Origin of the sequence: Pseudomonas sp. HR1, from assembly GCF_030175875.1 — a bacterium.
GTDB lineage: Bacteria > Pseudomonadota > Gammaproteobacteria > Pseudomonadales > Pseudomonadaceae > Chryseomonas > Chryseomonas oryzihabitans.
Map to the genome: position 1 here is coordinate 61,685 of NZ_JASNRF010000002.1, position 21,604 is coordinate 83,288.

Here is a 21,604-nt window from a genome sequence, read left to right on the forward strand (position 1 = left end):
TACTAGGGTGTAGGGACTTCCATCGACGAGGACCGCGTGCCCATGAAAGGCCTTACCCTAGCCGCCGGCAGTCTCCTGCTCGGTCTCGCCACCCTGAACGCTAGTGCCGCGCCCCAGGCGCTGAGTGAAGCTCAGTGGCCCTTCACCGCCACACCACGGGCCACCCTTGACGCACCCTGGGCCATCGCCTTCCTGCCGGACGGCACCGCCCTGGTCACCGAGAAAGGCGGCGTCCTCAAACACCTGAACGTGCAGACCGGCAAGGCCCAGGATATCAGCGGGGTACCCAAGGTGGTCGCCGCCGGCCAGGGCGGGCTGGGCGATGTCATCCTGCATCCGCAATACGCCAGCAACGGGCTGATCTACCTCAGCTATGCCGAGGCCGGCGAAGACGGCACCCAGGGCGCGGCGGTCGCCCGGGCCAAGCTGACCCTGAAGCAGGACGGCAGTGGTTCGCTGGGCGAGCTCAAGGTGATCTGGCGGCAGACGCCCAAGGTCACCGGCAACGGTCACTATGGCCATCGCATGAGATTCGGCCCGGACGGCAAGCTGTGGATCACCTCGGGGGAGCGGCAGAAATTCACCCCGGCCCAGGACATGACTGGCAACCTGGGCAAGCTCATCCGCCTCAACGACGATGGCAGCACGCCGGCCGACAACCCCTTCGCCCAGCAGGGCGGCGTCGCGGCCCAGGTCTGGTCGCTGGGCCATCGCAATCCACTGGGTATCGCCTTCGACGCCCAGGGCCGGCTGTGGGAACAGGAAATGGGCCCCCAGGGTGGGGACGAACTGAATCTGATCCAGCGTGCCGGCAACTACGGCTATCCCGAGGTCTCCAATGGCGACCACTATGGCGGCAAGCCGATTCCGGATCATGACACCCGCCCGGAATTCATCCCGCCCAAGATCACCTGGACGCCAGTGATCTCGCCGGCCGGCCTGATGATCTACGCAGGCGACCGCTTCCCCGCCTGGAAGGGCAATGCCTTCATCGGCGGGCTGTCGTCCAAGGCGCTGGTGCGGATCGAACTCAAGGGCGAAGAGGCGCGCGAGGTCGAGCGCTATGCCATGGGCACGCGCATCCGCGACGTCGAGGAAGGCCCCAACGGCAGCCTCTGGGTGCTGGAAGACGGTGCCAAGGCGCGACTGCTCGAATTGCAGCCGAAGTAGCGGCAGGAGTCACCCAGGGACGGGTGACCGCCGGCTCAGCGCAGCTCGGAAGGCGAGCGGCGAACGATCTTGATCGAGTGCTTGATCTCGGGCTTGCGGGTCACGCTGATCGGCCGTTTGGTGACGGTGTCCAGGGTGATGTTCCAGAAGCCAGTGCTCGGTACCGTGATGCGCGCCGGAAAGGTGTCGAAGGCGCCACCGTGATAGGTGTGGCGGCCGCCATTCTTGAAGCTGCGGAAATTGGCATCGTTCATCAGGCGGATGTTGCACACCCCCGAACTCTGGATGACGACCAGGTCGCCCTCGTTGAGATGCTCGCGCTGGTGGATGAACTTCATGACGGGTCCTCGTCTTGCAAAGGACTAGGATAGCATCCCTGCCCTGTCCTATTATCGCCGCCCGCCCTCGACCTGCCCTTTTCCCATGCGTATCTCCGATGTCGTCCAGTTGCTCGCCGATGCCGGCGCCAAGCCCAAGCACAGCGCCCGCATCCTGCGCGCCTGGTGTCAGGGGCTGCCCCTGGACACCGGCACCCGGCGCCAGCAGGCGGAAAACTTCCTGCCCCTGGAGGTGCGCCACGCCATTCCGGCTCTGACCGCGCGACTGGAAGGCCTGGCCCGGGTGACCTCGGAGCACCCGGGCGCCGACGGTTCGGCGCGGATGCTGGTGACCCTCGGCGATGGCCAGGCGGTGGAAAGCGTGCTGCTGCCCCGTGATGGACTCTGCGTGTCGTCCCAGGTCGGCTGCGCGGTGGGCTGCGTGTTCTGCATGACCGGCAAGAGCGGCCTCCTGCGTCAGGTGGGCAGCGCCGAGATCGTCGCCCAGGTGGCCCTGGCGCGACGCATCAGGCCGGTCAAGAAGGTGGTCTTCATGGGCATGGGCGAGCCGGCGCACAACCTGGACAACGTGCTGGAAGCCATCGACCTGCTGGGCACGGCCGGTGGCATCGGCCATCGCAACCTGGTGTTCTCCACCGTCGGTGATCCGCGGGTATTCGAGCGACTGCCGCAGCAGGCGGTCAGGCCGGCGCTGGCGCTGTCGCTGCACAGCACCCATGCCGAGCGAAGGGCCCGCTTGCTGCCCAAGGCGCCCCGGTACGAACCCGGCGAGCTGATCGAGCAGGGGGAAGCCTATGCCCGGCTGATCGGCTATCCGATCCAGTACCAGTGGACGCTGCTGGCCGGCATCAACGACAGCCAGGACGAGATGGACGAACTGCTGCGGCTGATGAAGGGCAAGTACGGCGTGCTCAACCTGATTCCCTACAACAGCCTGGAAGTGGACGACTACCAGCGACCCACTGGCGAGCGCATCGTGCAGATCGTGCGCTACCTGCACAGCCGCGGTCTGCTGACCAAGGTGCGCAATTCCGCGGGCCAGGATGTCGATGGCGGTTGCGGCCAATTGCGGGCCCGGGCCGAGGTGCTGCGCCCGGTGCGCGTCAGCGTCTGACCGATCGTCCTGCGACTGGCCCCGCCCATCAGATCTGGCGGAACGCCAGGCCGGGCGGCCTCTCAGAGTGCACTCGCACCATTCAGAGGGAAGCTTTTCCATGCAGGATCGCATCAAACGCCACGACCCCTTCATCGCCGGTCTGAAGGAACGCCTGCCCGAAGAGCTGCGCGAATCCTTTACCGAGGAGCAGCTGGAAGCCCTCAAGCTGGCCTTCGGCACCCGCAGCTGGGGCAAGCACAGCGTCGATCTGCGCGGCACCGTCAAATTCTGGCACCGCCGTTACTACTTCGTCTTCCTCGCCGGTCGCAACTACCGTCAACTCTCCCGCCTGGAGCAGGAATTGTCCCTGCTCGGCAAGGCCACCGTGCTGGCGGTGATCCTGCTGGCCTGCGGCCTGGTGGGTCTGCTGCTGCTCTATCTGCTCAAGTCGGCGCTGGGCATCGACATCTTTCCCGACTACTCCTTCGGAGTTTGGACCTGGTTCAAGGGTCTATTCGACTAGCACGGATGCTTGACCCTGGCAGGGAGGCTTGCCGCTCGGGAGACCTCCTATGCCCCACCTGAATCGCCGCCGGACCCTCGGCCTGCTGGCTGCCAGTGCCGCCCTGCCCCTGCTGGGCGGCTATCCGCTCAATGCCCTCGCAGCGGGCGACGAATACCTCGCTCTGGTCGAGAAGGAAGCCCCCGGCCTCGGCTTCTATCGCCTGGCCGATGGCAAGCGTATCGGCAGTCTGGAATTGCCCGAGCAACCCCATGAAATCGTCGCGGACCGCCAGGGTCGCTATGCCTACGTCGGCCAGTACGGGGTCAAGAGCTGGCAGGCGCCCGGCGAAGGCGGCCATCAGGTCAGCGTGATCGATCTCGCCGAGCGCCGGCTGGTGAGAGCCATCGACCTGTCGCCCTATCACCGCCTGCACGGCATGCGCCTGGATGACCAGGGCCGCCTCTATGTGCTGAGCGAGACCGACTCGCTGCTCATCCGCTTCGATCGCCCCGCCACCGCCGAATATCCCAGCCAGATCGTCCCGGTTGGTGGCACCCGCAGCCACTACTTCGTCCTGACCCGTGACGGACGCCGCGCCTACGTTGCCGACACCCTGAGCGGTCTGGTGATCCTGGTCGATGCGCACAATCCTGCCGTGCTGCCGGTGAAGAGGTACCTCGGCCAGGCGCCGGAGGGCTGCTGCCTGAGTCCGGACGAGCGCACCTTCTATGTGCTGGATCGCTTCGCCGGCATCCTCCATGCGCTGGATGCCCGCGACCTGACGCCGATCCGCCAGGTCAAGCTGCGCGGCGAAGCGGTACGGGTAGCCGCCCTGCCCGATGGCCGCCTGCTGGTCTCCAACCTGTCGGACAAGAGCCTCTCGCTGCTGCGGCCCGATACCCTCGCTGAAGTCGCCTATCTGCCCATGGGCAGCGCCGTGCCCGGACTCAACCTCGATCCCCGCGGCGAGCGGCTCTTCGCGGCCCTGGAGGACAACCAGCTGGCGGTGGTCGATCTGCGCAACTGGCGCGAGATCCACCGCTTCTCTACCGGCAAGGCGCCGGATACCGCCGTGGTCTTTCGCGCCTGAGGCTCTGCAATACGGGGATCCGCTGCCAACCAGTCAGCGGATCCGCGAGGCACGAGAATCATCCGCATTTAACAATCCGAATCATTGTGATACAAATCACCGACCTCCGGGCGCCTCTGCGCCCCTTCGCTTCTGTCGGTGATAGCTTTCATGCTCGTTCCCTTTCTGATCATGCTCCGCGAAGGCATCGAAGCGGCGCTCATCGTTGGCATCATCGCCAGCTACCTGCAACGCACCGGTCGCGGCCACTGGATGCCAGCGGTCTGGATCGGCGTCATGCTGGCCGCCGCCCTGTCGCTGTTCGTCGGCGCCGGCCTGCAACTGGCCAGCGCCGAATTCCCGCAGCGTCAGCAGGAGCTGTTCGAAGCGGTGGTCGGTCTGGCGGCCACCGCCATCCTCACCTCCATGGTGTTCTGGATGCGCAAGGCGGCGCGCTCGATCAAGACCGAACTGCACGACTCCCTGGAAAACGCCCTGTCCGCCTCGCGCAACCAGGTCTATGCCCTGATCGGCATGGTCTTCCTGGCGGTCGCTCGCGAAGGCCTGGAAACCGTGTTCTTCCTGCTGGCGATCTTCCAGCAGAGCGCCGGCCCCGGCGCGCCCCTGGGTGCCCTGCTGGGGCTGATCATTGCCATCGCCGTGGGCTATGGCCTCTATACCGGCGGCGTACGACTGAACCTGGGCAAGTTCTTCCGCTTCACCGGCCTGTTCATCCTCTTCGTCGCAGCCGGCCTGTTCACCAACTCGGTCAAGGCGCTGCATGAAGCCGGCCTCTGGAATTCGCTGCAGCAGGTGGTCTTCGACTGGAGCCACGCGCTGCCCGCCGACGGCCCGGTCGGTACGGTGCTGGCCGGGATGTTCGGCTACCAGGACACTCCGACCGTCAGCACCCTGGGCGCCTATCTGCTGTTCCTGGCAGTCACCCTGCCGCTGTTCTTCCGCACCCCGGCGCCGCCCCAGCGTCCTGCCGTGACCACCCCTGCCTCGCTGGAGCGCCCGTCGTGAATCACGCCAACCCCCATCCGCCGAAGCAGGGCTCCCTGGCGCTGCGCCTGGCCGTGATCGGCTCGGCCACCCTGCTGATCGCAGCCGCCGCGGCCTTCTACTATGCCTCGCGCGCCGCAGGCGAGCGTCACGCCACCGTGGCCGACGGCGAAATCAAGGTCGACATCCTCGCCAATCGCTGCGAACCCAACGCCCTGCAGGTACCCGCCGGGCCGGCGCGCTTTCGTATCGTCAACCGCTCGGACCGGGCGGTGGAATGGGAGATTCTCGACGGCGTCCTGGTGGTCGAGGAGCGTGAGAACATCGCCCCCGGCCTCAGTCAGGTCATTAATGCCACCCTGGCCCCCGGCGACTACGCCATCACCTGCGGTCTGCTGAGCAATCCGCGGGGCACGCTGAAGGTACTCCCGACCGCCGCCTCGGAAGCCGCCAGCAAGGCCGGTCCGACCCTGACCCAGTTCGTCGGTCCGCTGTCGGAATACCGCGTCTACCTGAATCAGCAGAGCCGCTTGCTGCTGCAGGGTCTCGCCACCCTGCAGCAGGCGCTGACCGCGGGCGATCTAGAGCAGGCACGCGCCGCCTATGCGGCCGCCCGCCTGCCCTACCAGCGCCTGGCGGCGACCGCGCAGCGCTTCGCCGAACTGGACAATCGCCTCAATGCCCGCGCCGACTACTACGAAAAGCGCGAACAGGATCCGGCCTTTGGTGGCTTCCATCGCCTCGAACAGGGCCTCTTCGCTGGCAACAGCACCCAGGGCCTGACAGCGGTCGCCACTCGCCTCGAGCAGGACGCCGCCGCCCTGCGCGACGCCCTGCTCGGCCAGTCGCTGCCGCCCGAACAACTCAGTGGCAATGCCGCGCGCCTGCTGCACAACCTGGCCGGCACCCGGATCTCGGGTGAGGAAGAGCGCTACAGCCAGCTCGTACTGCCCGGCTTCGCCGCCAATCTGGATGGCACGCGCAAGGTGATCGAGTTGCTGCGCCCCCTGCTCGGCAAGGGTCATCCCGAGCTGCAGCACCGCCTGGATACCCAGGCCGACGCCTTCGCTACGGCCCTGGGCGATGTCCAGCGTCCCTACTCCACCCTTTCCCCTTACGACCGCCAGCGCATCGCCGCCGCGGCCCAGGCGCTGGCCGATTCCCTCGACCAGGTCGCCCCGGCCCTGGGTCTGGCCGCGACCAAGACCACGCCATGAAGAAGTCCGCTCCCGATCAGCCCAACATCGAACGTCGCCGCCTGCTGGGTGGCCTCGGCGCCGCCAGCGTGGCCCTGGCCGGTGCCGGGCTCTGCCCGATGCACGCCCGGGCGGCCAGCACCGCCGAGGTGACCCGTGCCCCGGGCAGCGCCAATACCCATCAGCGCCAGGCGTTCCTTGGCCTGCACCAGAGCGGCATCGTCACCCCACGGCCGGCGGCCGGAATGATCGTGGCCTTCGATGTGCTGGCCAGCGATCGCGAGGACCTGGAACGCCTGCTGCGGACCCTCGACGAGCGCATCCGCTTTCTCATGCAGGGCGGCCCGGTGCCCGAGGTCGACCCCAAATTGCCACCGCTGGATTCCGGCATCCTCGGTCCTGTGGTGACGCCGGACAACCTGACCATCACCGTCTCGGTGGGCGAATCGCTCTTCGATGACCGCTTCGGCCTCACCGCGGTCAAGCCGCGGCAGCTGCAGCGCATGACCGGCTTTCCCAACGACGCCCTGGAAGCGGACTGCTGCCACGGCGATCTCTGCCTGCAATTCTGTGCCAACACCCCGGACACCAACATCCACGCCCTGCGCGACATCGTGAAGAATCTGCCCGACCTGCTGGCGATCCGCTGGAAGCAGGAAGGCAGCGTGCCGGTGCAGGATCCGCCACCCGGTCAGCCCGCCGAGAGCGCGCGCAACTTCCTGGGCTTTCGCGATGGCTCGGCCAACCCCGACTCCACCGACCAGCAGGCGATGGACCGGATCGTCTGGGTCCAGCCCGGCAGCGGCGAGCCGGCCTGGGCGGCCCAGGGCAGCTATCAGGCGGTGCGCATCATCCGCAATTTCGTCGAGCGCTGGGATCGCACCCCGCTGCAGGAACAGGAAGCCATCTTCGGGCGGCGCAAGGCCAGTGGCGCGCCCATGGCCGGCGGTCATGAGACCGATGTGCCGGACTATGCCAGCGATCCCAAGGGTAAGGTCACGCCGCTGGACGCCCATATCCGCCTGGCCAATCCCCGCACCGCGGAGAGCCAGCGCAACCTGATCCTGCGCCGCCCCTTCAACTACTCCAACGGTGTGCACAAGAACGGCCAGCTCGACATGGGCCTGCTGTTCATCGCCTACCAGGCCGACCTGGAACAGGGCTTCATCGCCGTGCAGAAGCGGCTGGATGGTGAGCCCCTGGAGGAATACATCAAGCCCATCGGCGGCGGTTACTTCTTCGTCCTGCCGGGGATCACCGATGCCAAGGACTACCTCGGCCGCAGCCTGCTGGCCGCCGCATCGCTTTAACACCTCGACAGGAGAAGTCGAATGAAACGCTCGTTCCTCGCCGTTGCCCTCGGTCTGGCCCTCGCCACGCCGGCCTTCGCGGCCAACTCGCCGCTGGATCTGGTCGGCCCCATCTCCGACTACAAGATCTATGTCACCGACAACCTGGCCAAGCTCACCGGGCAGACCCAGGCCTTCACCGCGGCGGTCAAGCGCGGCGACCTGGCCACCGCGCGCAAGCTCTATGCGCCGACGCGGGTCTCCTACGAGCAGGTGGAGCCCATCGCCGAGCTGTTCAGCGACCTGGACGCCGCCATCGACTCCCGCGAAGACGACCATGAGCAGGGCGTGAAATCCGAGGACTTCACCGGCTTCCACCGCCTGGAATACGCACTCTTCACCCAGAACACCACCGAGGGCCAGGGTCCCGTCGCCGACAAGCTGCTGGCCGACGTCAAGGACCTGCAGGCCCGCGTCGACGGCCTGACCTTCCCGCCGGAAAAGGTGGTGGGTGGCGCTGCGGCGCTGATGGAGGAAGTGGCGGCGACCAAGGTGTCGGGCGAGGAAGAGCGCTACAGCCACACCGATCTCTACGACTTCCAGGCCAACGTCGATGGCGCCAAGAAGATCGTCGACCTGTTCCGCCCGCAGATCGAGAAGCAGGACCAGGCCTTCGTCGCCAAGGTCGACAAGAACTTCGCCACGGTCGACAAGATCCTGGCCAAGTACAAGACCAAGGACGGCGGCTTCGAGACCTACGACAAGGTCAGCGAGCGTGACCGCAAGGCCCTGGTCGGTCCGGTCAACACCCTGGCCGAAGACCTCTCCACCCTGCGCGGCAAGCTGGGCCTCAACTGAGGCCCGCGGTGGGCGGTGTCCGGCGCCGCCCACCCACTCTCCGCTTATCGCCGGAATAGATTTATATATAAAGAAACATCGCTTTTAAGCATATAGACCTGCTGCTATCGTGCACGGCCTAGAAAAGTCGCCAGAGCGCCCCCGGGGTGCCCAAGACTTCGATCACGCGCAGCCGTGCGCGCCGCCTGACAGCAGGATGACCATGTACGTTTACGATCAGTACGATCAACGGATCGTCGAAGAACGTGTCGCCCAGTTTCGCGACCAGACCCGCCGCTTCCTGGCCGGAGAGCTGGGTGGCGAAGAATACCGCCCGCTGCGCCTGCAGAACGGCCTCTACATCCAGCGCTATGCGCCCATGCTGCGGGTCGCCGTGCCCTATGGCCTGCTGAACACCACCCAGGTGCGCAAGCTGGCGCAGATCGCCCGTGACTACGACAAGGGCTACGCCCACATCAGCACCCGGCAGAACTTCCAGTTCAACTGGCCAGAGCTGGAAGACGTCCCCGAGATCCTCGCCGAGCTGGCCACCGTGCAGATGCACGCCATCCAGACCAGCGGCAACTGCATCCGCAACACCACCACCGACCAGTTCGCCGGCGTCGCCCACGACGAGCTGATCGATCCGCGCCCCTGGTGCGAGATCATCCGCCAGTGGTCGACCTTCCACCCCGAATTCGCCTTCCTGCCGCGCAAGTTCAAGATCGCCGTCAACGGCGCCGCGCTGGATCGTGCCGCCATCGAGGTGCACGACATCGGCCTGGAAGCGGTGCGCAACGAGGCCGGCGAGCTGGGCTTCCGCGTGCTGGTCGGCGGCGGCCAGGGCCGTACCCCCCACACCGGCGAATTCATCCGCGAATTCCTGCCCTGGCAGCACCTGCTCAGCTACCTGGAAGCCACCCTGCGGGTCTACAACCGCTACGGTCGCCGCGACAACAAGTTCAAGGCGCGCATCAAGATCCTGGTCAAGGCCCTGGGCGCCGAGGCCTTCGCCGAAAAGGTCGAGGCCGAATGGGCCCACCTCAAGGACGGTCCCATCACCCTGACCGACGCCGAGGTCGCGCGGGTCTCCGCCTTCTTCGTCGATCCGGCCTATGCCGAGCTGCAGGACCAGGACGAGGCCCTCGCCCGCCTGGACGCCGAGCACCCCGGCTTCGCCCGCTGGCGCCAGCGCAACACCTTCCGCCACAAGCGTCCGGGCTATGTCGCCGTGACCCTGTCGCTCAAGCCCACCGGCGTGGCCCCCGGCGACGTCACCGATCGCCAGCTGGACGCCATGGCCGACCTGGCCGATCGCTACAGCTTCGGCGAGCTGCGCACCTCCCACCAGCAGAACGTCATCTTCGCCGACGTGCGCCAGGACCAGTTGCTGGAGCTCTGGCACGCGCTGCGCGAGCATGGCTTCGCCACCCCCAACATCGGCCTGCTGACCGACATGATCTGCTGCCCGGGCGGTGATTTCTGCTCCCTGGCCAACGCCAAGTCGATCCCCATCGCCGAATCCATCCAGCGCCGCTTCGACGACCTGGACTACCTGTTCGACATTGGCGAGCTGGACCTCAACATCTCCGGCTGCATGAACGCCTGCGGCCACCACCACGTCGGCCACATCGGCATCCTCGGCGTGGACAAGAAGGGCGAGGAGTTCTACCAGGTGTCCCTGGGCGGCGACGCCGGCCGCGACGCCACCCTGGCCAAGATCCTCGGCCCCTCCTTCGCCCAGGACCAGATGCCCGAGGTGATCGGCAAGCTGATCAACGTCTACGTCGAGCAACGCACCGAAGACGAGCGCTTCATCGACACCTACCGCCGTATCGGTATCGACCCCTTCAAGGAGCGCGTCTATGCAAAGAATCATTAAGGGCGACCAGCTGGTCACCGACAACTGGCACCTGCTGCCCAAGGACGTCGCCTTCGCAGACGTTCCCAACAGCGACGACGTGATCATCCCGGCCGCCCTGTGGCTGGAGCACGGCCATGCCCTCACCTGCCGCGACGGCAAACTGGGCATCTGGCTGGACAGCGACGAAGAGCCGGAAAGCATCGCCGGCGACCTTGAGCATTTCGATCTGATCGCCATCAACTTCCCGGCCTTCGTCGACGGTCGCGGCTACTCCTACGCCCGGCTGCTGCGCGAGCGCTTCGGCTGGACTGGCGAGTTGCGCGCCATCGGCGATGTGCTGCAGGACCAGCTGTTCTTTCTCAAGCGCTGCGGCTTCGACGCCTATGTGGTCCGCGCCGACCGCGATCCGGAAGCGGCCCTGGCCGGTCTACGCGACTTCAGCGTGACCTACCAGAGCGCGGTCGACCAACCGGAGCCGCTGTTCCGCCGTCGCCAGGCCTGATCGCTGGCTTGGACGCAAAAAGAAACCCGCCATGGCGGGTTTCTTTTTGCCTGGCCTTCGCTCAACCGAGATCGACCACCACCCGGCCCACCATCTTGCCGGCGAGGATCTGGCTGATGGTATCGGGCAGTTCCTCCAGGCCGACCTCGCGGGTCAGGCTGTCCAGGTCGTCCAGCTTCCACTGCACCGAAAGCTTGTCCCAGAGCGCGGCCTTGGCCATCAGCGGCAACTCGACGGAATCCACGCCCAGCAGATTCACCCCGCGCAGGATGAAGGGAAAGACCCCGGCTTCGAACTTGGTGCCCGCCGTCATGCCGCAGCAGGCCACGCTGCCGCCGTATTCCAGCGACTTGATGACGTTGAAGAGGATGTCGCCGCCGACGGTATCCACCGCTCCGGCCCACTGCTGATCCAGGAGCGGCTTGCCGACGCCATCGGCCAGGGTCGCGCGGTCGAGGATCTGCCGGGCGCCCAGGCGATGCAGCCACTCCGCGCGCTCCAGCTTGGCGGTGGACGCCGCCACGTGATAGCCGAGTCGCGCCAGCAGCTTGACCGCAAGGCTGCCCACGCCGCCACTGGCGCCGGTGACCAGCACGGTGCCGGCCTCCGGGGTCAGGCCCATCTGTTCCAGTTTCTCGACGCACAGCGCCGCGGTGAGACCCGCGGTGCCCAGCACCATGGCCTCGCGCAGGCCGAGATTGTCCGGGCGCCGGATCACCCAGGCGGCCGGCACCCGGATGTACTGGCCGAAGCCGCCGGGGGTGTTCATGCCGAGGTCATAGCCGGTGACGAGGACTTCGTCGCCCACGGCGAATTCGCCCGCGCTGGACTGCTCCACCACGCCCGCCGCGTCGATCCCCGGGGTATGGGGATAGCGCCGGGTCACGCCGCGGTTGCCGATGGCCGAGAGCGCGTCCTTGTAGTTGAGCGAGGAGTAGCGCACCCGGATCAGCACCTCGCCCGCGGGCAGGTCGTCCAGGGTGCGTGTCACCACTTCTTGCCGAAAAGCACCATGGGCCCCTTCGGTTACCCAGAGCGCCTGAAAATTGCTCATCGCAGAACCTCCGTTGGAGTCTTGTTATGGGGCCGCCCGTCCTATGGACCTCAGCGCCAGCGGGTCGACTCGCCCAGACGCTCCCACCAGGTGGTCACCAGACGATCGACACCGAGACTCGCCGCCATGCCCAGGCGTTCGGGCAGGGATTTCTTCTCGACGAAACGCAGCGAAAAGACCTCGACCACCTGGGCCCGTTCGGCCAGGTATTCGTCGCTGGTACGCAGTTCGTCCACCAGTTGCTTGCCCAGCGCGGCCTGGCCCAGCCAGACCTCACCGGTGGCGACCTCGTCGATGTTGAGCTGCGGCCGGTAGTGGGAGACGAAGTTCTTGAACAGGACGTGGGTGGTGTCCAGGTCGTGCTGGAATTTCTCCTTGCCCTTCTCGTCGTTCTCGCCGAATACGGTGACGGTGCGCTTGTACTCGCCCGCAGTGAAGACCTCGAAGTCCACGTCGTGCTTCTTCAGCAGGCGATGGACATTGGGCAACTGGGCGACCACGCCGATGGACCCGAGGATGGCGAAGGGCGCGCAGAGGATGCGATCGCCGATGCAGGCCATCATGTAGCCGCCGCTGGCGGCCACCTTGTCGACACAGATGGTCAGGGGGATCCCGGCCTGGCGGATGCGCGCCAGCTGGGAGGCGGCCAGGCCATAGCTGTGCACCAGGCCACCGCCGCTTTCCAGCCGTACCACCACCTCGTCCTTGGGCGTCGCCAGGGTCAGGACCGCGGTGATCTCGTTGCGCAGGTGTTCGTTGGCCGTGGCCTTGATGTCGCCATGGAAGTCGAGCACATAGACCCGCGATTTGCCGGTCTCGCTCTTGCGCTTGGTCTTCTCGGCCTTGGTCTCGCGTTTGCGCAGGGCCTTGAAGGCCTCCTTGCCCAGCACGCTCTGCTGCAACCTCAGCCGCAGATCGCGATAGAAGTCGTTGAGCTTCTGTACCTGCAGCTGGCCGGCCGAGCTGCGCCGGTTGCGGCCGCGAACGGCGGCGGTGAACAGCAGCACGGCGATGATGGCGACCACCACGGTGACGGTTTTGGCCAGGAAACTGGCATAGTCGGCAAGAAACTCCACGGACTCTCCTAGGATGGCGGCAGCAGTGCCCTGCCCAGCATACCGAGTCGCCCGACCGATAGAAACTCGGCGACTCCCGGGCGGTCTTTCTGCACAGGCCGGCCGTGGGCCGTGATCCGGCCGGGCATGCGCCCGCGCCTTTCAAACAAGCGTATGAATATCCGTTGACAGGCCTCCTGTCGCCCCCTACCCTCGGTCGAGTGCCCTGCCCCTCCGCCTGGAGTGGGCCTCATCGAAAAAGACCACAAGGACCCTCGCCATGAGCGCAGCCGAAGCCATCGCCACCCTGAAGAGCAAGTTCGACCCCTCCGCCGCGGCCGGCCTGGACCTCACCTATCAATTCGACGTCGAGGGTGGTGACAACTACTACGTGGTCGTCAAGGACGGCACCTGCGACGTCCAGCAGGGCGACGCCGCCGACCCGGATTGCACCCTGATCATGGACCAGGCCACCCTGGCCGGCATCGTCAGCGGCGAGACCGACGGCATGCAGGCCTTCATGTCCGGCAAGCTGCGCGTCGAAGGCAACATGATGCTGAGCATGAAGCTGGGCGAACTCTTCCCCAACTAAGCGCCAGTCGTGAAAAAGCCGGGCCATCGCCCGGCTTTTTTGTGCCCGCCGTCAGGGCCGCTGGGGCGTGACGTTGCCCTCCCGTGCAGTAGCGTGGAAAACAGCGCAGCCTGTTCCACTGGGGACTTCGCGGCAAAGGGCCCCCTGACCCCAGCCCTCTCCCGCAGGGAGAGGGGGCTATCCACGCAAGCGTTCAGCTCCATCCACTCCGGCACGCCGGTGATCGGCCGTCGTGCCTCGCCCAAAGGCGCGCCCACAGCCTCGACAATCCAGAATCTGCGCGGCTTTTTCCTGCTCACGATCAGGGCCGCCGTGGCGGTGCGGGCGGCGTGAGATTGCCATCCCAGCCACCGCCAAGCGCGGCGATCAGCTGGACGCTGGTGCTGAGGCGACTGCCGAGCAGGGTCAGGTTGGTGCGCTCGTTGCTCAGGGCGGTGGTCTGCAGGGTGACCACGTCGAGATAGCCGATCAGGCCGGCCTGGTACTGGTTCTCGGCCAGTTGCAGGGCGCGGCGCGCGGCATCCAGGGCCTCCTGGCGCACGCCGGCTTCGTCGCTGTAGGTACTCAACTGCACCAGATAGTCTTCCACCTCGCGGAAGCCCGCGAGCACGGTCTGGCGATAACCGGCGACGCTGGCGTCGTAGCTGGCCTCGGCGGACTCCACCTGAGCGCGTCTCAGGCCGCCATCGAACAGCGACAGGGCAAAGGACGGCCCGATCGACCAGAAGCGATTTGGCGTGCTGATCAGGTTGCCCCACTGGCTGGCGCTGTAGCCACCGCTGGCACTCAGGGTCAGGTCGGGATAATAGGCGGCTTCGGCGACGCCGATGGCGGCATTGGCGGCCATGACCTGGCGCTCGGCCTGGGCGATGTCCGGACGACGTTCGAGCAGCGTCGAGGGCACGGCGCTCGGCAGCGGCGGCAACTCGGGAATCGTTTTGACCGCGGCCAGCTGGAAATTGGCCGGGACCTCGCCGACCAGCACCGCGATGGCGTTTTCCAGCTGGGCACGCTGATACCTGAGGTCGATGGCGTCGGCCTGGGTGCTCTTCAGCTGGGTGGTGGCCTGGGCCACATCCGCCGGGGTGACGATGCCGGCGCGGTACTGATTCTGGGTCAGGCGCAGGGATCGCTCGTAGGCGGCCACGGTGGCGTCGAGCAGTCGCTGCTGGGCGTCCAGTACGCGCAGTTGCAGGTAGTTGGTCGCCAGTTGCGTCTGCAGGCTCAGGCGGGTGGCCGCGAGCTCCGCGGCGCTGGCCTGGGCAGAGGCCCGATCCGCCTCCACCTGGCGCCGGACGCGGCCCCAGAGATCCAGCTCCCAACTCACCCCCAGACTGGCGTCGTAGGCGTTGCTGATGGTGCTGGAGCCACCGCTGCTGACGGTGCTGCTGGTGCCATTGGAGTTGCGGATGACGGTGTTGCTGCCCGAACTACCCCCGCGCCCGGAGCGGGTGGCGCCCAGGCTGCTGGAGAGGGTCGGGAATAGCGACGCCCGCGCCTGGCTGACCAGGGCCAGGGATTGCCGATAGGTCGCCTCGGCCTGGGCCAGGCTCTGGTTGCGCTGGTTGAGCTGGACCATCAGACGGTCGAGGGTCGAATCGTCATAGCGCCGCCACCAGTCGCCACGGATCTCCAGGTCCTTGGGCGCCGCCGCCTGCCAGCCTTCGGCGTGGCGATAGGCGACCGGCACCGTGGTGGTCGGCCGCTGGTAGTCCGGGCCCAGGGTACAGCCGGCCAGCAGCAGAGCCAGGGTCAGCGTCGGCAGGCGCAGGGTTGGGGTCATAGCGGCGTATCCAGGGCAGCGTCGGTACGGATGCCGCGCCAGCGATTGACGCGGCGGCGCAGGCGTTCGAAATAGAGATAGACCACCGGGGTGGTGTAGAGCGTGAGAATCTGGCTCAGCACCAGCCCGCCGACGATCACCAGGCCCAGCGGCTGGCGCATTTCGGCGCCTTCGGTATCGCCGATCAGCAGCGGTACGGCGCCGAGGATGGCGGCCATGGTGGTCATGAGGATGGGCCTCAGGCGCAGCAGGCAGGCCTGGCGGATGCCCTCCTCGGGCGTCAGGCCCTGCTGGCGTTCCAGCTGCAGCGCCAGGTCCACCATCATGATGGCGTTCTTTTTCACCACCCCGATCAGCAGGAACAGCCCGAGCATGGAGATCAGGCTGAACTGGCCACCGGTGAGCTGGATGGCCAGCAAGGCCCCTACCCCGGCCGACGGCAGCGTCGAGAGGATGGTCAGGGGGTGGACATAGCTTTCGTAGAGCACGCCGAGCACGATGTAGACCAGCACCAGGGCGCCGAGGATCATCAGCGGCTGCCCGGACACCGTGCTGGCGAAGATGTTGGCGGAGCCGCCCAGGCGCCCCTGCACATCGCTGGGCAGGCCGATGGCGGCCACGGCGCGCTGCACCGCCCGGGTCGCCTGTTCCAGGCTGACATCCGGCGCCAGGTCGAAGTTGATGCTTTCCGAGGCGAACTGGCCGTCGTGGGTGACGCGGTCCTCGGCGAGGCTGTTGGTGTAGTAGGCGAAGGCCGCCAGCGGAACCTGGGCGCCGCTGGCGGTGATGACCCGCACCTGCTCGAGGACGGTCGGGTCCTGGGCATAGCGCGGATTGATCTCCATCACCACCTTGTACTGGTTGAGCGGCTCGTAAATGGTCGAGATCTGCCGCTGGGCGAAGGAGTTGTTGAGTACCGCGGCCACGGTCTCCATGTCCACGCCGAGGCGCTTGGCCTTCTCGCGGTCGATCTGCAGGGTGATCTGCTGGGTGCTGCCTTCGCGACCGTCCACCGCGGTCAGCTCCGGCAGCGCCTTGAGCGCGGCCAGCACCTTTGGCTGCCAGGTTTCCAGCAGCCCGACGTCGCCGGAAAGCAGGTTGTACTCATAGGACGAGGTGCTCTGCTGGCGACCGCCGAATCTCAGGTCCTGGTCCGCCATGAGGAACAGCTGGGCGCCCGGCACCTTGGGTGCATTGGCGCGGATGCGCTCGATGACCTTCTGGGCATCCAGCTGGCGCTCGGCGATGGGCTTGAGGCGAATCAGCATCACCGCGTTGTTCACCCCGCTGCCGGAGCCGGAGCTGCCAACGAAGCCGGAGGCGCTGGCCACCGCCGGATCGGCCAGCAGCGACTTGCGCAGGATCTCGATCTTCGGCTGCATCACCTGGAACGACAGGGCGTTGTCGCCGCGGATGAAGCCGATCAGCTGGCCGGTGTCCTGCTGCGGCATGAAGGTCTTGGGCACCACCACATAGAGCGCCACGTTGAGCGCTATGGTGGCGAACAGACTGAGCAGGGTCAGGCGCCGATGGCGCAGCGCCCAGCCGAGGCTGCGGTCGTAACCCGCCACCAGGCGACGATGGGCGCGCTCGCTGAAGCGCTGCAGGCGGCTTTCGGTGGCCGGGTCATGAGGCCTGAGCCAGCGTGCGCAGAGCATGGGCGTCAGCGTCAGGGACACCACCAGCGACACCAGGATGGCCGCCGCCAGGGTCAGGGAGAATTCGCGGAACAGCTTTTCGACGATACCGCCGATGAACAGGATGGCGACGAAGACCGCCACCAGGGAGACGTTCATCGACAGCAGGGTGAAGCCGACCTCGCGGGTACCCTGGTAGGCCGCCTTGAGCGGCGCCATGCCGTTGTCGATGTGGCGGGCGATGTTCTCCAGCACCACGATGGCATCGTCCACCACCAGCCCTGCCGCCAGGATCAAGGCCATCAGCGACAGGGTGTTGAGCGAAAAGCCCAGGATGTACATGACGGCGAATGTACCCACCAGCGAGATGGGTACCGCCAGGGCCGGGATCACCGCGCTGCGCAGCCGACCGAGGAACAGCCAGACCACGCCGATCACCAGGAAGACGGCGATGATCAGGGTCAGCTCGGCCTCGTGCAGGGTCGCCTTGATCACCCCGGATCTGTCCATGGCCACTTCCAGACGCGCGCTGGCCGGGACGATGGCTTCCAGCGCCGGCAGGCGCGCCTTGAGCGCGGCGATGGTCTCGATGATGTTGGCGTTGGCCTGGCGATTGACCACCAGCAGCACGGCGCTCTGGTCGTTGTAGAAGCCGGCGTTGTAGCGGTCTTCCACGGCGTCGCTGACCTTGGCGACATCGCGCAGGCGCAAGGCCGCGCCATCCTGGTAGCGGATGATCAGGGGCGCGTAGTCGGCCGCCTTGAACAGCTGGTCGTTGGCCTGGATCTGCCAGTTGTGCTCGTCATTGGCCACCGCGCCCTTGGGCCGGCGCTGGTTGGCGCTGTTGATGGCGGTGCGGACGTCGTCCAGCGCCAGGCCATAGTGCTCCAGCTGCCGCGGCTCCAACTCGACGCGCACCGCTGGCAGGGAGCTGCCGCCGATCTGCACCTCGCCCACGCCGTTGACCTGGGACAGGCTCTGCGCCAGCACCGTGGACGCCAGGTCGTACAGCTCGCCCTTGCTCAGCGTCTTGGAAGTCAGGGAGAACACCATGATGGGTGCCTGGGACGGATTGACCTTGCGATAGCGCGGCATCTGGCGCATGCCGCTGGGCAAGAGGTTGCGCGAGGCGTTGATGGCCGCCTGCACCTCGCGGGCGGCGGTATTGACGTCCTTGTCCAGGTCGAACTGGATGATGATCTGGGTCGAGCCCTGGCTGCTGCGGCTGGTCATGGAGCTGATGCCGGCGATGGTGCCCAGGGAACGCTCCAGCGGCGTGGCGACGCTGGAGGCCATCACCTGGGGACTGGCGCCGGACAGGGTCGCCGAGACCGTGATGGTGGGAAAGTCCATCTGCGGCAGGGGCGCCACCGGCAACAGCCGGAAGGCGATGGCGCCGAGCAGCAGCAGCGCCAGGCTCAGCAGCAGGGTCGCGACCGGCCGGGCGATGAAGGGCGCCGAGAGATTCACCTCAGGCCGTCCTGCGCCGACCCAGGCGCTCGCCCAGGCTGTCGAAGGCCAGGTAGATCACCGGGGTGGTGAACAGCGTCAGCACCTGGCTGACCAGCAGGCCGCCGACCATCACCAGGCCCAGCGGCTGGCGCAACTCGGCGCCGGCGCCGGTGGCCAGCATCAGCGGCACCGCGCCGAACAGCGCGGCCAGGGTGGTCATGAGGATCGGCCGGAATCTCAGCAAGGCGGCCTGATAGATGGCTTCTTCCGGCTTTAGCCCCTGGTGCCGTTCGGCGTCGAGGGCGAAGTCGATCATCATGATGGCGTTCTTCTTGACGATGCCGATCAGCAGGATGATGCCGATCACCGCGATCAGGCCGAGGTCGTTGCCGGTGAGCAGCAAGGCCAGCAGCGCGCCGATGGCCGCCGAGGGCAGCGTCGAGAGGATGGTCAGGGGATGGATGAAGCTCTCGTAGAGCACTCCCAAGACGATGTACATCACCACCACCGCCGCCAGGATCAGCAGCAGGGTACTGGACAGGGAGGCCTGGAAGGCTGCCGCCGCGCCCTGGTAGTGGGTGTTGATGCCCACCGGCAGGCCGATCTCCTGCTTGGCCGCATCAATGGCCGCCACGGCGGCGCCGAGGGAAACGCCGTTGGCCAGGTTGAACGACAGGGTCACCGCCGGGAACTGGCTCAGGTGGTTGATCACCAGCCGGGTCGGCCGCTGATCCATCTTCACCAGACTGGATAGCCGCACCGGGGCGCGACCGGTGTCCGTGGTGGTCTCGGTGGTGGTGGCCGTTCCGGTACCGCTGCTGCCGCTGGACGAGGTACCACTGCCCGCCTTCACCCAGACCTGGCTGAGGGCGTCTGGACCCAGGCTGTCAGCGGCGGCGCTGGCCAGCACCACCCGATACTGGTTGGCCTGGGTGTAGATGGTCGAGATCTGCCGCTGACCGAGGGCGTCGTAGAGGGCGTCGGTGATGGCCGAGACCTGGACACCGAGGCGCGCGGCGGCGTCTCGGTCGATGGTCAGGTACAGCTGCAGGCCCTTGTTCTGCAGGTCGCTGGTGACATCCGTGACTTCCGGGCGTTGCTGCAGGGCCTGGGTCAGGCGCGGCACCCAGGTGTCGAGCAGATTGGCATCGGGCGAGTCCAGGCTGAGCTGGTACTGGGTCCGGCTGACCCGGTCTTCGACGCTGAGGTCCTGCACCGGCTGCATGTAGAGGGTGATGCCCACCACCTTGGCGACCTCGGGACGCAGGCGGTCGATCACTTCCTGGGCCGTCACGTCGCGCTCGCTCTGCGGCTTGAGGTTGATCTGCATGCGGCCGCTGTTGAGGGTGACGTTGTCGCCGTCGACGCCGATGTAGGACGACAGGCTCGCCACCGCCGGGTCCTGCAGCACCACCTCGGCCAGCGCCTGCTGGCGCTCGCTCATGCCGCGGAAGGAGATGGACTGGGGCGCCTCGGTGATGCCCTGGATGGAGCCGGTGTCCTGGGCCGGAAAGAAGCCCTTGGGCACCAGCAGGTAGAGCACCGCGGTGAGCACGAAGGTCGCGACCGCCAGCATCAGCATCAGCGCCCGGTTGGCCAGCGACCAGCGCAGCGCGCGACCGTAGCCGGCGATCAGCCGCTCCAGCCAGACCAGTCGATGTTCCGCGGCCTCCTCGCGCTTGAGGAGCCGGGCGCACATCATCGGCGTGAGTGTCAGGGAGATCACCAGGGAGATGAGGATGGCCACCGCCAGGGTGATGGCGAATTCGCGGAACAGCCGGCCGACCACGTCCTGCATGAACAGTAGCGGGATGAGCACCGCGATCAGCGAGACGGTCAGGGACACCAGGGTGAAGCCGATCTGGCGGGCGCCCTTGAGCGCCGCTTCCAGGGGCGTGGCGCCCTCTTCCAGATGCCGGGAGATGTTCTCCAGCATGACGATGGCATCGTCGACGACGAACCCGGTGGCGATGGTCAGGGCCATCAGCGACAGGTTGTTCAGCGAGAAGCCGGCCAGGTACATGGCGCCAAAGGTGCCGATCAGCGACAGCGGCACCGTGACCGAGGGGATCAGGGTGGCGCTGAAGCGGCGCAGGAAGACGAAGGTGACCATGACTACCAGCCCCACCGCCAGCAGCATCTCGTGCTGGACGTCGGTGACCGCCGCGCGGATGGTCTCGGTACGGTCGCTGAGCACGGCGATGTCGAGACCGGCCGGCAGGCTTTCCCTGAGGCTGGGCAAGAGCGCCTGGATGCGGTCGACGGTCTGGATAACGTTGGCGCCGGGCTGGCGCTGGACATTGACCAGAATGGCGCCACTGCGATTGGCCCAGGCGGCCAGGCGGTCGTTTTCCGCGCCCTGGGCGATGGTGGCGACGTCACCCAGGCGCAGGGCGCCGTTGTCGGCGTAGTTGAGGATCAGGTCGCCGTAGGCCTTGGGGTCGCGCAACTGGTCGTTGGCGTCCAGGGTGGCGACCCGGGTGGGACCGTCGAAGCTGCCCTTGGGCTGGTTGGTGTTTTCGCTGGTGACCAGGCTGCGCACGTCGGCCAGGGTCAGGTTGTGGGCGGCGAGCTTGTCCGGATCGACCTGGATGCGCACGGCCGGGCGCTGGCCACCGGCCAGGCTGACCATCCCCACCCCGCTCACCTGGGCGAGCTTCTGCGCCATGCGGGTATCGACCAGGTCGTAGAGCGTGGGCAGCGGCAAGGTCCTGGAGCTGATCGCCAGGGTGACGATGGGCGTATCGGCCGGATTGACCTTGTTGTACACCGGCGGCGCCGGCAAGTCGTTGGGCAGCAGGTTGTTGGCCGCGTTGATCGCCGCCTGGACCTCCTGCTCGGCGACCGACAGGTCCAGCTCGAGATTGAATCTGAGGGTGATGACCGAAGCCCCGCCGGAGCTGGTGGAGGCCATCTGCGACAGGCCGGGCATCTGCCCGAACTGGCGCTCCAGCGGTGCGGTGACGGCGCTGGTCATGACGTCGGGACTGGCGCCCGGATAGAGGGTGAGCACGCGGATGGTGGGATAGTCCACCTGCGGCAGGGCCGCGACCGGCAGCAGGCGATAGGCCAGCAGACCGGCGATGAGCAGCGCCACCATCAACAGGGTGGTGGCGACGGGGCGCAGGATGAAGGGGCGCGAGATATCCATCGCGGCCGG

17 protein-coding genes are annotated in these 21,604 nt (G+C 66.8%); 11 read left to right on the forward strand and 6 right to left on the reverse strand.

Features of this window, described 5'->3' with window-relative positions; all coding sequences use genetic code 11:
• Positions 1-42 precede the first annotated feature (42 nt).
• Positions 43-1,170, forward strand: a complete 1,128-nt coding sequence (locus tag QKY98_RS07625; RefSeq protein ID WP_284670617.1) for a PQQ-dependent sugar dehydrogenase — start codon at positions 43-45, stop codon at positions 1,168-1,170.
• Between the two features lie 35 nt (positions 1,171-1,205).
• On the opposite strand, the gene QKY98_RS07630 is transcribed toward QKY98_RS07625, so the two are convergent.
• Positions 1,206-1,508: a DUF1883 domain-containing protein gene (locus QKY98_RS07630; RefSeq protein ID WP_017640573.1), complete on the reverse strand. Its 303-nt coding sequence runs from the start codon at positions 1,506-1,508 to the stop codon at positions 1,206-1,208.
• 85 nt (positions 1,509-1,593) lie between these two features.
• On the opposite strand from QKY98_RS07630, the gene QKY98_RS07635 reads away from it, so the two are divergent.
• The 9 genes from QKY98_RS07635 (at position 1,594) to QKY98_RS07675 (ending at position 10,871) form a co-directional block, all read left to right on the forward strand.
• Positions 1,594-2,622 carry an RNA methyltransferase gene (locus QKY98_RS07635; protein ID WP_027599440.1) on the forward strand — a complete coding sequence of 343 codons (1,029 nt, stop codon included), beginning with the start codon at positions 1,594-1,596 and terminating at the stop codon, positions 2,620-2,622.
• A 100-nt stretch (positions 2,623-2,722) separates the two neighbouring features.
• Positions 2,723-3,127, forward strand: a complete 405-nt coding sequence (locus QKY98_RS07640; RefSeq protein WP_007158404.1) for a hypothetical protein — start codon at positions 2,723-2,725, stop codon at positions 3,125-3,127.
• Positions 3,128-3,176: 49 nt separating this feature from the next.
• On the forward strand, positions 3,177-4,199 hold the full coding sequence (locus QKY98_RS07645) for a twin-arginine translocation pathway signal protein (protein WP_144958737.1): 1,023 nt from the start codon (positions 3,177-3,179) through the stop codon (positions 4,197-4,199).
• 150 nt (positions 4,200-4,349) lie between these two features.
• Positions 4,350-5,204 (forward strand): iron uptake transporter permease EfeU, encoded by an 855-nt coding sequence (efeU, locus tag QKY98_RS07650; RefSeq protein WP_027599442.1) that lies wholly within the window; start codon positions 4,350-4,352, stop codon positions 5,202-5,204.
• Positions 5,201-6,400, forward strand: coding sequence for an iron uptake system protein EfeO (efeO, locus tag QKY98_RS07655; protein WP_284670618.1), 1,200 nt, complete (start codon positions 5,201-5,203; stop codon positions 6,398-6,400). The genes efeU and efeO (QKY98_RS07655) overlap by 4 nt, the downstream gene beginning before the upstream one ends.
• A complete protein-coding gene (gene efeB, locus QKY98_RS07660; protein ID WP_284670619.1) occupies positions 6,397-7,689 on the forward strand; it encodes an iron uptake transporter deferrochelatase/peroxidase subunit in 1,293 nt (430 codons plus the stop codon). The genes efeO (QKY98_RS07655) and efeB overlap by 4 nt, the downstream gene beginning before the upstream one ends.
• Before the next feature lie 21 nt (positions 7,690-7,710).
• Positions 7,711-8,526 carry an iron uptake system protein EfeO gene (gene efeO / locus QKY98_RS07665; RefSeq protein WP_284670620.1) on the forward strand — a complete coding sequence of 272 codons (816 nt, stop codon included), beginning with the start codon at positions 7,711-7,713 and terminating at the stop codon, positions 8,524-8,526.
• 202 nt (positions 8,527-8,728) lie between these two features.
• Entirely contained in the window at positions 8,729-10,387 is a 1,659-nt protein-coding gene (locus QKY98_RS07670) for a nitrite/sulfite reductase (RefSeq protein WP_042134031.1), read from the forward strand.
• Positions 10,371-10,871 carry a DUF934 domain-containing protein gene (locus tag QKY98_RS07675; protein ID WP_027599447.1) on the forward strand — a complete coding sequence of 167 codons (501 nt, stop codon included), beginning with the start codon at positions 10,371-10,373 and terminating at the stop codon, positions 10,869-10,871. The genes QKY98_RS07670 and QKY98_RS07675 overlap by 17 nt, the downstream gene beginning before the upstream one ends.
• A gap of 61 nt (positions 10,872-10,932) precedes the next feature.
• Here the strand turns inward: QKY98_RS07675 and QKY98_RS07680 are convergent, their stop codons facing one another.
• Both QKY98_RS07680 and sohB read right to left on the reverse strand, forming a co-directional pair.
• Positions 10,933-11,925 (reverse strand): YhdH/YhfP family quinone oxidoreductase, encoded by a 993-nt coding sequence (locus QKY98_RS07680; RefSeq protein ID WP_007158412.1) that lies wholly within the window; start codon positions 11,923-11,925, stop codon positions 10,933-10,935.
• Between the two features lie 50 nt (positions 11,926-11,975).
• Positions 11,976-13,001, reverse strand: a complete 1,026-nt coding sequence (gene sohB / locus QKY98_RS07685; protein ID WP_027599449.1) for a protease SohB — start codon at positions 12,999-13,001, stop codon at positions 11,976-11,978.
• A gap of 259 nt (positions 13,002-13,260) precedes the next feature.
• On the opposite strand from sohB, the gene QKY98_RS07690 reads away from it, so the two are divergent.
• Complete coding sequence (locus QKY98_RS07690; protein WP_007158414.1) at positions 13,261-13,572, forward strand: SCP2 sterol-binding domain-containing protein; 312 nt, start codon at positions 13,261-13,263, stop codon at positions 13,570-13,572.
• 301 nt (positions 13,573-13,873) lie between these two features.
• Here the strand turns inward: QKY98_RS07690 and QKY98_RS07695 are convergent, their stop codons facing one another.
• The 3 genes from QKY98_RS07695 to QKY98_RS07705 are packed head-to-tail and all read right to left on the reverse strand — an operon-like array spanning position 13,874 to position 21,595.
• Positions 13,874-15,355: an efflux transporter outer membrane subunit gene (locus tag QKY98_RS07695; protein ID WP_284670621.1), complete on the reverse strand. Its 1,482-nt coding sequence runs from the start codon at positions 15,353-15,355 to the stop codon at positions 13,874-13,876.
• Positions 15,352-18,462 carry an efflux RND transporter permease subunit gene (locus QKY98_RS07700; protein ID WP_027602238.1) on the reverse strand — a complete coding sequence of 1,037 codons (3,111 nt, stop codon included), beginning with the start codon at positions 18,460-18,462 and terminating at the stop codon, positions 15,352-15,354. Before QKY98_RS07700 ends, QKY98_RS07695 begins: the two co-directional genes overlap by 4 nt.
• A gap of 1 nt (position 18,463) precedes the next feature.
• Entirely contained in the window at positions 18,464-21,595 is a 3,132-nt protein-coding gene (locus tag QKY98_RS07705; protein ID WP_284670622.1) for a multidrug efflux RND transporter permease subunit, read from the reverse strand.
• Positions 21,596-21,604 lie beyond the last annotated feature (9 nt).